Here is a 13,762-nt window from a genome sequence, read left to right on the forward strand (position 1 = left end):
AAAAGTTGCTCATTGTGACAAATCACATGTTCTTCATTCGATCTTTCACGTATTCTATTGTTATCTCAAAGTTCGTTGCACAGGTAAACCGTGCACTAATTAATATGATTACAGACGTGCGACGAGTTCACATGATTAACGATAGAGGGTGGAGAAGCATGATACAATCTTATGAACGTGATACACAATTAACACTACATTTGTACCGGGTATTTGCCAAATCATTCAAGAGTATTAATGAGCATGCTGTTACCGGCAGCAAAATTGAAGGTTTTAACCCTACTGCCTTTGCCGTCATGGAAGTGTTGTACTATAAGGGACCACAGCCCATTCAACAAATTGGTGCCAAACTACTGCTACAGAGCGGCAACGTCACTTACGTTATCGACAAGCTTGAAGAACGCGGCTATTTGCAACGCAAGCCTTGTCCAAGTGATCGTCGTGTGATTTTCGCAGAGTTGACCGCGGAAGGCGAACGTCTCATGAATGAGATGTATCCGAAATACTCAGAGCGTCTTCATCTTGCTTTCAGCGGACTGAATGATGAAGAGAAGGAACAAATGATCACTCTGCTCAAGAAGATGGGTCTGCAAGCTGAGAAGCTTTCTCCTCTTCCCCGTAAGTAGAGCTAGAGGCTAGGCTGCTTTTTACTTCATATGTGTTAGACAAGCTGTTATTGAACGAAGAAGCCCGACCGGTAAATACCCGGTCGGGCTTCTTTATGTGATTTAGAAAATGAGTTATGCCTTTTTCAAAGACGACGTAGCATCCTCTACCGAAGGTACACCCTTGCGCAAACCCCAAGATATAACTAGTGACAAGACTGCGAAAACTGCCATCACAATAAATAGTGAATGAAGTCCCCCTTCTAGTGCACCACGTAAACTGTTTGATACTTCGCCGGAGAGGTTAGTGCCTGTATGCGAGCCTAGCAGCTTATTAATATCATCACCTGTAACGTTTGAATCCGGTTGTTTTCGCAACAGCTGATCAATATTCAAGTTCAGCCAGGAACCGAAAATAGCCACCCCAATGGTCTGACCTAGTGACCTTGTAAATGCATTAAGTGCTGTGGACGCACCGCGTTGATCATATGCAACCGACGACTGAGCGATAATCGTGAAGACCGTAGAGGAGTATCCGAAACCTACCCCACAGACCAGCATCAGGCATAAAAGGATTACCTGTGAAGACTCTCCAGTCAAGAAAACCAGACCAATAGCTCCAGCAGCAATCATCATTAATCCAAGCATTGCCGTTCGGCGAGAACCCGCTCGCAGAATCATCCGTCCGCCTGCGATTGACCCAAACATCCAGCCTACAGACATTGGCGCAAGCAGCAAGCCTGAGATCGCAGCGCTTTTTCCAGAAACGCCCTGAACCCATAAAGGGATATACGTAGAAAGTCCAATAATTAATGTGCTTACAAGCAGGTTAGCGCCCGTTGATACTGCGATATTACGATTTGAGAATAGGTTCAGCGGAAGCATTGGCTCTGGTGCACGGCGCTCCACAAACAGAAATAGGATTAGCAGGATAACCGCTGCACCCAGTGTTGCGAGTAGTAACGGAGAGGTCCATGCCAGGTTCTGCCCTCCCGTGGAGAGTCCAAAGAGTAGAGCACCCATGCCTGCTGCGAACAGAAGAACGCCTGGCACATCGATCTGTGTCTTCCGACGCACCTTTTCTTCCTTCAGGTAGCGCGCAATAAATACCATTGCCAACACGCCAAATGGCAGATTGAATACAAACACCCAGCGCCAGCTTAAGTAATCTACCACATAGCCACCAAGCAGTGGCCCTACCAAAGAGGAAATCCCCCATACAGAGCTTAGCAACCCTTGTGTCTTTGCTCTTTCTTCAATGCTGTAAATATCACCGATAATGGTAAAGGTCATTGGAATAAGTGCACCCGCACCGATCCCCTGTATCGCGCGAAACAGGATCAGCTGTTCCATACTTTGAGATATGCCGCATAATAATGAGCCTAGTAAAAAAACAGCCGCTCCCCACATGAATACAGGCTTGCGTCCGAACAGATCACTGATTTTGCCGAAAATAGGTGTAGTAATAGCCATTGCCAGTAAATATGAAGTAAATATCCAGCTCAGCCACTGCATTCCCTGAAAGTCGCCTACAATCGCCGGTCCGGCTGGTCCTGTTACAGTTCCCTCAATAGCCGCCAGAAACGTGGCCAGCAGTACCCCTGTTAATATAAGCTTACGTTCTAAATCCCCTGTTGACTTCAATGTTCCAAACCCTCTCTTTATGTATTAAGTGGATTGCCACTTCTCGCGCAGTAGAGCATGGAGAGCTGTATCCTGAAAGCCGGAAGCGATCTGCCTGTATTGACGCAATACGCCTTCCTTCTGAAATCCAAGCGTATGAACCAGCCTCTCCGCACGGATATTATCAGGATGACAGAGCGCTTCAATCCGATTCAAGCCCATAATATTGAAACCAAAATCGAGTACAAGCCCAAGCGCTTCTTTCATATATCCAAGCCCCCAAAAGGCAGGCGACAGATCACAGCCTATTTCACCACGGTAAGCTCCCTGAAGCTGCCAATGGTTATATCCACAGCTACCTATGACTTCCTCCCCAGGTCCAATAATACTCCAACGTAAGCTCTCCTCTTCCTGAGCCATCTGTGATAGAAGGTCGATAAGCTGCTTCGTCTCTTCAATAGAGGATAATGCCGGTGCACCCAGCCAGAGAGAAACTTCCGGATGTGACCAAACCTGAAATAACGCTGAAGCATGTTCAGTAGTCATAGCACATAATTTTAATCTTCTACCGATCAGTGTAGGTGTCACTCCATTGCATAGATACAATTCTCCGCTCCCCCTTCAACTTATCAATTATACATCATTCAAGAGTATATCCTTAAGCTAAAAGTTCTAATTTCTTTAACTTTGAAAAGAACAAATTGTATCCTCTCACGTAAAAAGCGCCTGCATCAGAAGGTTAATTCTCCCTTGATACAGACGCTTTTATGGAACTTTGCTTTAAATGATTTCAATCTGCTCCCTGAATAACTTCACTACACAGCACCTGAAGTTTGGCTCGAATATCCTTGAACTCTTCAATACCCGTGCCAGTAATACTGTACCCTTCACTATGTGCAGTCAGAAAGTTGTCCAGCGTCAGCTTTTCCAATTCCTGTTTCACTTCGCGTTCTCCTACACGATACCCCATGTCTTCCAGTCCGAGCAGCATCTCCGAGATCGTCACATCTTTATCATGAGCACAATAAAGCATGTGAATTCCTATGAACAAGTTCTGTACATCAGCGCGCATATTCCACTCCTTCTGGCAACAAAGCCTTCGGTATTTACTCTTGCATTACCCTATGACAGTTCATTGGAAACATCATCACAAGGGTTCAGTGCTACAGAGGGATCATAGCCCATCCTAAAATATTACAAAACAATGTTGTGTCTTGACGTACCCCTCATAGCTGTACTATGTTGTTAGTTACAGTTATGGTTTCATATTGAATTTAAAGTACAGGAAGGTGATGCTTCATGTTTCAAGCTATGCCATATGATGGAACGCGCAGCGAGCAGTTTGAAGCCGTTCTAATCCAACTCGAAGCATTGATAAAGGACGAACCAAGTGCTACAGCCAATCTGGCTAATGCTTCGGCACTACTTAAACACGCTCTACCGGATACGAATTGGGCCGGTTTTTATTTATTTGACGGCAAGGAGCTAGTACTTGGACCTTTTCAAGGCCTCCCTGCATGCATTCGAATTCCGCTATCTCGCGGGGTGTGCGGAACGGCAGCCGCCGAGCGGCGCACACTTGTAGTAGGTGATGTGCATGCATTCCCAGGTCATATCGCCTGTGATGCAGCCTCCAACAGCGAGATTGTTGTTCCTTTAATAAAGGATGATCGCTTGCTTGGCGTACTTGATATCGACAGTCCGCTCAAGGATCGCTTTGATGATGAAGAACGCCGGTTTCTGGAGCGGTTCGCAGCTTTAGTATCGGAAGCTATCTAAAAATTTCTTCGTTTTATATCCCATAAAAAAAAGGCTGTCTTATTTGTAGGGGTTACCTACTTATAAGACAGCCTTTTTATGTTGATCCTACAGTCGAACTGGACTAATGTTCCAAATCTCAGCTGCATAGCGACTAATTGTGTTATCGCTGGAGAATTTACCGGAATGACCAATATTAATAATGGACTTCTTCAGCCATTCTTGCCGGTTGCGATATGCCCGATCAATTTCGACGTGCGTCTCAACGTAACTAGCGAAATCCTTCAGGACAAAAAACTCATCGTTATTATCCAGAAGTGAGTGGAAAATGCTCTCAAACTCCGTAGCGTGACAACATATAGGTCCTGGTTTGATTAACTGATCCAGCACTTCTTTCACACGACTATCCCCGTTGTAAATATCACGCGCATGATAACCGCCATGCTGGTAGTAATCCATGACCTGCTCAGCACGAAGTCCGAACAGAAACATATTGTTGTCTCCCACCATTTCATGCATTTCTACATTTGCGCCATCCATCGTTCCTACCGTCAATGCACCGTTCATCATAAACTTCATATTCCCGGTACCGGATGCTTCTTTGCTGGCTGTAGAAATCTGCTCACTGATGTCCGCTGCAGGAATGATCTTTTCTGCTAGGGATACCGAATAATTTTCAAGGAAAAAGATACGAATCTTCCCTTTAACATCCGGATCTTTATTGACTACCTCCGCTACTGTATTAATCAGTTTGATAATCCGCTTCGCCAGATGATAACTTGGCGCTGCCTTTGCTCCGAATATAAACGTGCGTGGAACCATATCCATCGAAGGATTATCTTTGATTTGATTGTACAAATGCAGAATATGCAAAATATTAAGCAACTGGCGCTTGTAGGCATGTAGACGTTTCACCTGTACATCAAAGATAGAGTCAGGATCGACATGTACTGAATGCTTACTGTAGATGTACTCTGCAAGACGAAGCTTATTCTGGCGCTTAATACTGGCTACTTGTTCCTGGAAGGAAGCATCCTCACAATATTTAATCAAGCCAATCATTTCTTGAGGATGGCTCACCCAACGGGTTCCTATCGATTGATTGATCAAATTAGCCAGATCTGGATTGGCATGCAGTAACCATCGCCGATGGGTAATTCCGTTCGTCTTATTATTGAAACGGTGTGGATACATTTCATTAAAAAGTCGCATCTCGCGCTTCATTAATATTTCTGTATGCAGCGCCGCTACTCCATTGACACTATGGCTCGCTACAATCGCCAGATGAGCCATCCGAACCTGATCATCATGAATAATCGCCATCTGCGCAATTCGATCCTGATCCCCCGGATAACGACTCATAAGCTCGCCACAGAAACGCGCATTGATCTCTTCAATGATAAGAAAAATACGTGGCAGTAGCTCCCTAACCATTTGAATAGGCCATTTCTCAAGCGCCTCGCTCAGAATAGTGTGATTAGTGTAAGAGACCATACGCGTCGTGATACTCCATGCCTCATCCCATCCTAAACCATGTACATCCATCAGAATCCTCATCAATTCAGGAATCACCAACGTTGGATGTGTATCATTAATATGAAGAGCAACCTTGTCTGGCAGCGATTCTATAGGAATCCCAAGCTTGGCATAGGTACGCAGAATACTTTGCAGCCCCGCGCTACAGAGGAAATACTGTTGCTTCAGGCGAAGCAGCTTGCCTTCGTATTGAGAGTCATCTGGGTAAAGGAACTCCGAAATGGATTCTACTGAACGCTTATACTCCAGAAACTTATGATAGTCCGTCCCGGCAAAAGAACCAAAGGTTCTTGAGGGCTGGGTGATGGATTCTGCACTCCAATTACGCAGTGTATTCACATGCCGGCGATCAGCACCAATGATAGGGACATCGTAAGGCACTGCACGAACAGCCTCATATTGCGTATGATCAAATATGAGCCGTCCGTTCTCTTCGCGGGTCTCAATAGTCCCCCAGAACCTAACTTCAACCTGCTTGTCTTCGCGGCGCACTTCCCATACATTATCATTCTGCAGCCAGTAATCAGGAAGTTCCACTTGATACCCATCAACGATCTTCTGCTCGAACAGGCCATATTTATACCGTATACCACAGCCATGTCCCGCATATTGCAGGGAAGCGAGTGAGTCCAGGAAGCAGGCGGCCAAACGACCGAGACCTCCATTCCCTAACCCAGCGTCCGATTCCTCCTCTTCTATATCCTGCAAACAAAAGCCAAGGTCCGCTAAACCTTCACGTACTACTTCCAGTACCCCCATATTCAACAGATTGTTCCCCAGAAGCCTACCGATCAAGAACTCCATTGAAAAATAGTAAACCTGCTTATCTTTATCGAGCTTATATTTCTGGTTCGTTTCCGCCCAATTTTTCCCGGCGTTCTCACGAATCATGTTGCCCAGTATTTTATAGACATCGGCATTCGAGGCTTCCTCAAGCGGTTTACCTAATTTACCAATGAGGGTCTCACGGAATGCCTGTTTGAAAGATTCTTTATCGTTAAACAACAGTAGGTCCTCCTGACAAATGCTTTTATTAGAAGTGCAGCAGACTGTGCCCATTAGATCAGATAGGTTAATACTGCTTTGTTCATCTAATCCAGTCGTTAGATCTTGCTGCTCTTGGCGATGACGAATGGACGTTTGCTATCTCCAACAAGAATTCGATTCTTACTCAAATGTACGTCTTTATCCATGATTACATTCTCAATGACCGCATTTTCTTCGATGACGCATTTTTGCATAATTACTGAGTTGATGATCTTCGCTCCCTTACGTACCTGAACCCCCCGAAAGATCACGCTGTTCTCTACCGTTCCAGCTATAATGCAGCCATTAGCCACCAACGAATTACTGACATTAGCACTTTCCAAGTATCGGGTCGGAGCCTCATATTTAATCTTCGTCTGTACCGGGCTTTCTTTGAACAAACTGAAGTAATTCTCCTGCTGGAGCAGTTCCAAACTGTTCTTATAATAACTCTCTAATGAATTAATTACGGCATGATAGCCATGATATTCGTATGCGGCGATATTAAATTTGTGTCGGTTCTTCTGAACTACATCTCGGAAAAAATAACTCTCTCCATGCGCAATGCAATGCTCCACCTGCTCCAAGAACAGTTTTTTCTCCATAATGAAGATATCCAGATATAAATTAGGATGGTCTTTCTCATGATGGATATTAGTCACCTTATTCTCTTCGTCTACTTCAATACGCTGGCATAGATCATGTTCTGGCTGCAGTTCTTCAATCTTTTTATACACTACTGTAACGTCGGCACCCTTCTCCAGATGGTAACTGTACAAATCCTGAAGATCGATCGTATTGATATGCTGGCTGCCGGAAAACACGATATATTTAGCAGATCCCCGTTTAAAAAGATCCAGATTGTTATGATAATGCTGTAAGTCCCCGAGAGAAGTATCCGTTGGATCGTTCCAGTCTGGAGGCAAAATGAATAATCCCCCATGCTTGCGGTTCATATCCCACGATTTCCCGTCACCCAAATGGTCCATTAGAGAACGGTATTTACGGCGGACGAACAGGCCAACGCTCTCCAGGTCTGCACGCATCATATTAGAAAGCACGAAATCAATCAACCGATAACGACTGGCAAAAGGTACGGCTGCACCACAGCGGAAATAAGTGAGTTCATTTAGTTTGTCGAGTTCATGATCCAGATTAATTACACCCATGAGTTGCTTCATCGGAATCCACCGTCCTCTTATAATTTATAAGAAAGTATAAGTTTCACGATATACTTTATCCTTATAAATCTCGCATAAACGCTTACCGTCCCTTGAAGGACGCCGAAGGCGTTTTAGCTTGATTATATGGTTTTGGCCACAGCTGATTTACGTTTTTTGCTTTTATTGTCGATCAGCAGAATTTCGTTCTCGTTCTCCCGTTCGATGCCTATTTCCATATAATCGTCGATTACCGTATTCTCACTAATAATCGCTTTATGAATGCGTACGTTCTTGCCAATCTTGACCTTAGGCATAATCACGGAGTCCGTAATTACACTTCCTTCACCCACTTCTACCCCATAAAAGAGAACCGAATGATTCACTTCTCCGTGCACTATGCAGCCTTCATTAATAATGCAGCCTGACACTTTCGCCCCAGGGGCAACATATTGGGCAGGTTGATTCGGATTACGTGTAAAAATGCGCCAGCTGGGATCATTTAGATTAAGTGGCGGAGTATCGCTTAGCAAATCCATATTTGCTTCCCATAAGCTAGTTACTGTACCTACATCTCTCCAGTATCCTTCAAAAGGGTACGCAAATAAGGAGTTTCCGTCCTCCAGCATCAAAGGAATGATATCCTTGCCGAAATCGTGGGATGATCCTACATTCTCCCCATCCTCTAGTAAATGCTTGCGGAGAACCTCCCATTTGAAGATATACACACCCATAGAAGCTAATGTGCTTTTTGGCTGAGCGGGCTTTTCCTCAAATTCGTAAATTTTTAGATCGTCCTCCGTATTCAAAATTCCAAATCGGCTTGCTTCCTCCAGCGGAACGTCAATGACAGAAATTGTGCAATCAGCGTTTCTTTCCTTGTGGTATTGAAGCATAGCGTGATAATCCATTTTATAAATGTGATCACCGGACAGAATAAGAACATGCTCTGGATCAAACTGATCCACAAACTTAAGATTCCGATAAATCGCATCGGCTGTTCCCCGATACCAGCTGCTTCCATTCTCACGTTCATGCGGTGGCAACACGAATACCCCACCGTTCTTACGGTTCAAATCCCAATCACTGCCTACTCCGATGTAAGAATGCAGTATGAGTGGCTCATATTGAGTCAGCACACCAACTGTATCAATACCTGAATTGGAGCAGTTACTTAAAGGGAAGTCGATGATCCGATAGGTCCCTCCAAAATAAACAGCGGGCTTGGCAAGCGATTTGGTTAAACCTTTCAATCTTTTGCCTTGGCCTCCAGCCAATAGCATGGCTACCATTTCCTTTTTCTTCATGGAAAAGCCTCCCTTGACTTATGGGTAATATGAAGTTCAGCAAGCACAGGTTGAATGAACAGAAGTTCCAAAAAGAAATGAATGAACAAGAAATACACTTGAAAGAAATGAGCCTTGATAGGAAGATGGACAAAGATGAGAAAAACGTGGAAGGAAATGTAACACGGTCGAATGATCTTTCCTAAAATGGGTAACTTTCACCAAAATCAGGAGATTATCCTTATTGTAAAGTGTTCTATATCCGCCGTCAAAACCCTTTATCACATTTTCGAAAATCCGAATTTTTTAACCTTGTTTGTTATTAAACACATTAATATTACTTATAACTAAATTAACCGCTTTGAATCATCATGAAATAAGAAAAGGCTCCTTTAATCGTAAAGCAAAGGGACTCATCTTCAGCAAACATTCAACCGAATATGTCATAATGTAGCTATCTAACACTGATTTGGAGGTACCTATGATGAAAGCAGCTCAAGGCGTTCGACTACTGCTCGTAGATGATGAGCCTCATATATTACAATTTCTAGAGTTGGGTCTCCTTAACGAAGGATTTGAAGTCAGAACCGCACCCGACGGAATCACAGCCATCTCGGTCGCTGCTGAGTTCAAGCCACATGTAGCCATCCTAGATGTCATGATGCCTGGCATGGATGGATTCGAGTTATGTCATTACCTTCGCTCGGAAGAGACGGAACTAGCCGTTATCATGCTAACTGCAAAGGATGAAGTGGACGATCGAGTCAAGGGTCTCACTATTGGTGCTGACGATTATATGGTCAAGCCCTTCAGCTTCGACGAATTGCTTGCCCGAATTCAAGCGCGGCTACGCAATCAGTTTCCAGGTCTGCTCGGCGAGGTACGCTGCGGTCCATTCCGAATTGATAGCCGTAGAAAAGAAATTCGCTTCAAGGAAGAAGTCCTTGAACTCTCACCCACGGAATACGAGTTATTACAGTATCTCGTTATTAATCACGGCCTTGTACTAAGTAAACCCATGATTCTTGATAAAGTGTGGGGCTATGACTTTGGTGGTGAGGAAAATATCGTTGAGGTCTATATCCGTTCGCTTCGCGAGAAGCTCGGGGATAAGGAGCACCGTATTATCCGTACCCTGCGGGGAGCAGGCTACCGGGTAGATCTATGAGTACGCGCTTCTCTAAATGGTTTCGTAAGCTGCCCGCACCACGTTCTCTACGCAAACAGCTGCTAGCCATTTCGCTGCTCATTCTATCAGGATTGCTTCTTCTAATCGGAGTATTACAATATATACTCATGCGGGATTTCATATATAGCAATAGAGCAGAGTCTATGGAAGCGCAAATACGTTCAGTTCCCCGTGAGATGTTTTTCAACTTTTTCAATTCCTATGACGAGGACACCACAACTCCGAATGAGGGAAACACCGAGTATAACGGCAATTTGCCGGGGGAAAGAAACGGCGAGAATAAAATCCCAAATGGTCAAAGAACCGGTGAGAATAGGCGTCCACTCCTGCTGGATGCCCATACAACCCTCGCTATTTATAGCTCAGATGGCACCTTCAGGGACTTACAGCAAATGACTTTATCTGATTCAGCCGCGCCTAGATTAACGAATGAGCAATACAATAATCTGCTCATTCATACCACGGATAGAGCAACAGGAAATTACAAGCTCATAGAGGCCGATGACGGCACTGAACATCTGGCTATATTCGTGAATCTCTATAGACCTGGAAATACTCGATTGCTTCTCCAAATGAGCGTGAATACCGGACCTCTTACGGATGTAATCTTACAGCAATTGATGATCTACGCAGGTTTGTCAGTGATTGCTTTATTGGCTGGCTTCTTCCTATACTTGCCTGCCCTTCGAAAGACGCTGGTCCCTCTTTCAAATATGGGAGAGTCCGCCGAGATCATTGATGCCGGTAATCTGGATATCCGATTTCCAATTAACCAAGGCCAAACTGAGATCGACAAGCTGGCCCATTCATTCAATGGTATGCTCGAGCGTCTCGAAATATCCTTTCATAATGAACGGGAAGCCAAGGAACAGATGCGCCGCTTCGCTGCCGATGCTTCTCACGAGCTGCGAACGCCGCTGACCTCAATCCACGGTTTTTTGGAGGTCTTACTGCGTGGCGCTGCGGACAACAAAGAACAGTTATACAATTCATTGCGAAGCATGCATGGCGAATCGAAACGGATCAATAAGCTGGTGGAGGATTTGCTGCTGCTCGCTCGGATGGACGGCGCCCCTCAACTGAGGATGACGGATCTGCTGCTCGGTGAGGTCATTTCCGAAATGAAGCCGCATCTGCTCTTGTTAGCGGATCAGCGTAAGGTTACTTTTGATATCTCGTATGGCATCCATGGTAAATATGAACCCAATAAAATCAAACAGGTGATTCTGAATCTATTCCACAATGCAGTTCAGCATACGGATACAGAATTTGGCACCATTCATCTCTCTTTACATGCTAGAGGAAATGAGGCCATTCTAACGGTGCAAGACAACGGCTGCGGGATTTCTCCAGAGCATATCCCACATATCTTCGATCGCTTCTACCGGAGCGATTCTTCTCGTACACGAAAATATGGTGGATCTGGACTCGGCCTTTCTATTACCAAGTCTATCGTGGAGGCACATCACGGTAAGATAAGTGTAAGCAGCACTCTCGGTGAGGGAACAACGTTCAGGGTTACCCTTCCTTGCGAGGAAGGATTAGCCAAGAGAGAGTAACAACCGTTATAATAGATGATAGACTTAAGCCTATGTCTACGATGCCAGTTTTGCTATGTTGTCCATTCTAAGGAGCATCGCTCCGCAAAACTTAAGCCTATGCTTTCGATGCGAGTTTTGCTTCACAAAACTTTTAGGAGGTCAAAAAATGTACGAAATCGCCGTAATTGGAGCCGGTCCTGCCGGTGCAAGCGCAGCCCTGTTCGCCGCCAAGGCGGGCAAAAAAACGCTGCTGATCGACAATGATAAAGGCATGACCCGTAGAGGATGGTTTGAAAACTTTTATGGAATTTCCGAAGTAGGCGGTCCTGATCTCGTAGAAACCGGACATAAGCAAGCCGTCAAATTCGGCGCTGAGCTGGTAGCAGAACAAGCTATTAACCTCACTTCCAGCGGCAATGGATTTGTCATTGAGACCGAAGACGGAATTATTTATGAAGCCAAACATGTTATTCTTGCAACAGGCGCCCTTACCGATCTAGCCGCCAAAGCAGGCGTGGAAACTAAGGATGGTACAGAGCCGAGAATCAAGACAGTAGTCGCTGTTAATCCAGAAGGCAAAACAAATATTGAAGGCATTTGGGCTGCAGGTACCGTTGCCGGAGTAAGTGTACATGCCATTATTACGGCAGGCGATGGCGCGAAGGTAGCCATTAATGTGATTAGCGAGTTAAATGGTACGCGTTACGTGGATCATGATGTACTAAAGGCTTAATCAATGACTGAAAATATAGATCCGGAGACGATTCTTAGGAATCTGTCCTCCGGATTTTTTATATCGCAAAAAATAACTGCACTTGGTGCAGTTATTTCATACTTCATCCCCTCTATGACTCTTTTAAGTGTAGTTTATGCAACTAAAAACAGATGGAAAGAGTATTTCCATTGGATTATGAAGAAATAAGTGTATCAAGTGCAACTAAGTCGATACATAGCAGTCTGATGCGCTTTTTAATTGTATAAAGTACACTTATTTATTCATCCTCACCTCCCCTGTAAACGCCCCACGCGCAAAAAAACTGCCCCAAACATCATCCCACCGCCGCCGAAGACGATGTTAGGATCGTTTGAAACAGTCTACTTTAATCACTAGCGTGTACCCCAAGGTAACGCCCCCACTTCTTCACTTTCCTTCAGACTCGCAGCCAGCTTTTGCAAATACGGAACCAGTAATGGACGCAACTCCTCCCGCATCAATCCGACCTCCAGCGTAGCCTGAATGTAGCCGAATTTATCACCAATATCATAACGTTTGCCGATCAAATCCAGGGCCAGCAAACCTTCATTACGACATACCTCATGCAATGCATCAGTCAGTTGATATTCACCACCTGCTCCCCGTTCAAGATTAGCCAGCACTGAAAATATCGAAGACTCCAAAATGTAACGTCCCATAATCGCATGCTCTGAAGGTGCCGTATCCGGGGAGGGCTTCTCCACCAAACCTTTAACTTCATGGACGCCTTGTAGAGAACCGCTTGATGAAATAATTCCGTATTTATGAACATCCTGCCGTGGTACCGACTGAACACCGACGATGGTCTTCTCCTCTTGTTCATATAATCGCATCATTTGCAGCAGCGCCGGGTCCTCCGAGACCATGATATCGTCACCGAGCAGAACAGCGAAGGGCTCATCGCCAACGAACTGTTCCGCACAAAGGATGGCGTGACCTAGTCCTAGCGGCTCTTTTTGCCTAATGTAATGAATGCTGGCCAGTTCGCTAATCGCTTGGACTTCACGAAGCAGCTCCTCTTTTCCTTTTTCCAAAAGCGTCTGTTCCAGTTCCACTGATTTATCAAAATGATCTTCAATCGACTTCTTGTTGCGGCCCGTCACGATAATGATGCTTTCAATACCGGATTGAACAGCTTCTTCTACGATATATTGAATCGCCGGCTTATCCACAATGGGCAGCATTTCCTTGGGCTGAGCCTTTGTTGCAGGCAGGAAACGAGTGCCTAAACCCGCGGCGGGAATAACCGCTTTTCTAATCTTCACAACGAATCCCTCCCTTGCA

The 13,762-nt window shown here is 45.0% G+C and carries 12 protein-coding genes; 5 read left to right on the plus strand and 7 right to left on the minus strand.

All coding sequences use genetic code 11. From position 1 onward, the window contains the following. Nucleotides 1-158: 158 nt before the first annotated feature. A complete protein-coding gene (locus MKX60_RS01015; RefSeq protein WP_042123913.1) occupies nucleotides 159-626 on the plus strand; it encodes a MarR family winged helix-turn-helix transcriptional regulator in 468 nt (155 codons plus the stop codon). A gap of 114 nt (nucleotides 627-740) precedes the next feature. Here MKX60_RS01015 and MKX60_RS01020 read toward each other — a convergent pair whose 3' ends face one another. From MKX60_RS01020 to MKX60_RS01030, 3 genes are all read right to left on the minus strand, one after another. Next, on the minus strand, nucleotides 741-2,249 hold the full coding sequence (locus MKX60_RS01020) for an MDR family MFS transporter (protein WP_076285887.1): 1,509 nt from the start codon (nucleotides 2,247-2,249) through the stop codon (nucleotides 741-743). A 24-nt stretch (nucleotides 2,250-2,273) separates the two neighbouring features. Then, nucleotides 2,274-2,834, minus strand: coding sequence for a GNAT family N-acetyltransferase (locus MKX60_RS01025; protein ID WP_341058895.1), 561 nt, complete (start codon nucleotides 2,832-2,834; stop codon nucleotides 2,274-2,276). Nucleotides 2,835-3,018: 184 nt separating this feature from the next. Continuing rightward, nucleotides 3,019-3,300 (minus strand): hypothetical protein, encoded by a 282-nt coding sequence (locus MKX60_RS01030; protein WP_076285888.1) that lies wholly within the window; start codon nucleotides 3,298-3,300, stop codon nucleotides 3,019-3,021. A gap of 227 nt (nucleotides 3,301-3,527) precedes the next feature. Between MKX60_RS01030 and MKX60_RS01035 the strand changes: the two genes are divergently transcribed. After that, nucleotides 3,528-4,007 (plus strand): GAF domain-containing protein, encoded by a 480-nt coding sequence (locus tag MKX60_RS01035; protein ID WP_042184630.1) that lies wholly within the window; start codon nucleotides 3,528-3,530, stop codon nucleotides 4,005-4,007. A gap of 87 nt (nucleotides 4,008-4,094) precedes the next feature. Here MKX60_RS01035 and MKX60_RS01040 read toward each other — a convergent pair whose 3' ends face one another. From MKX60_RS01040 to MKX60_RS01050, 3 genes are all read right to left on the minus strand, one after another. After that, nucleotides 4,095-6,527 carry a glycogen/starch/alpha-glucan phosphorylase gene (locus tag MKX60_RS01040; protein ID WP_076285889.1) on the minus strand — a complete coding sequence of 811 codons (2,433 nt, stop codon included), beginning with the start codon at nucleotides 6,525-6,527 and terminating at the stop codon, nucleotides 4,095-4,097. Nucleotides 6,528-6,625: 98 nt separating this feature from the next. Beyond that, nucleotides 6,626-7,729, minus strand: a complete 1,104-nt coding sequence (gene glgD, locus MKX60_RS01045) for a glucose-1-phosphate adenylyltransferase subunit GlgD (RefSeq protein WP_042184625.1) — start codon at nucleotides 7,727-7,729, stop codon at nucleotides 6,626-6,628. Nucleotides 7,730-7,851: 122 nt separating this feature from the next. Beyond that, nucleotides 7,852-9,015, minus strand: coding sequence for a glucose-1-phosphate adenylyltransferase (locus tag MKX60_RS01050; protein WP_042184623.1), 1,164 nt, complete (start codon nucleotides 9,013-9,015; stop codon nucleotides 7,852-7,854). A 463-nt stretch (nucleotides 9,016-9,478) separates the two neighbouring features. Between MKX60_RS01050 and MKX60_RS01055 the strand changes: the two genes are divergently transcribed. From MKX60_RS01055 to MKX60_RS01065, 3 genes are all read left to right on the plus strand, one after another. Then, nucleotides 9,479-10,162 carry a response regulator transcription factor gene (locus tag MKX60_RS01055; protein WP_076116779.1) on the plus strand — a complete coding sequence of 228 codons (684 nt, stop codon included), beginning with the start codon at nucleotides 9,479-9,481 and terminating at the stop codon, nucleotides 10,160-10,162. Next, nucleotides 10,159-11,742, plus strand: a complete 1,584-nt coding sequence (locus MKX60_RS01060; protein WP_341058896.1) for a sensor histidine kinase — start codon at nucleotides 10,159-10,161, stop codon at nucleotides 11,740-11,742. The genes MKX60_RS01055 and MKX60_RS01060 overlap by 4 nt, the downstream gene beginning before the upstream one ends. Before the next feature lie 148 nt (nucleotides 11,743-11,890). Next, nucleotides 11,891-12,457 (plus strand): FAD-dependent oxidoreductase, encoded by a 567-nt coding sequence (locus MKX60_RS01065; protein WP_076116777.1) that lies wholly within the window; start codon nucleotides 11,891-11,893, stop codon nucleotides 12,455-12,457. A 374-nt stretch (nucleotides 12,458-12,831) separates the two neighbouring features. Here the strand turns inward: MKX60_RS01065 and galU are convergent, their stop codons facing one another. Next, entirely contained in the window at nucleotides 12,832-13,743 is a 912-nt protein-coding gene (gene galU, locus MKX60_RS01070; RefSeq protein ID WP_076300159.1) for a UTP--glucose-1-phosphate uridylyltransferase GalU, read from the minus strand. Nucleotides 13,744-13,762 lie beyond the last annotated feature (19 nt).

It is taken from the genome of Paenibacillus sp. FSL R5-0914 (assembly GCF_038004525.1).
Lineage (GTDB): Bacteria > Bacillota > Bacilli > Paenibacillales > Paenibacillaceae > Paenibacillus_AQ.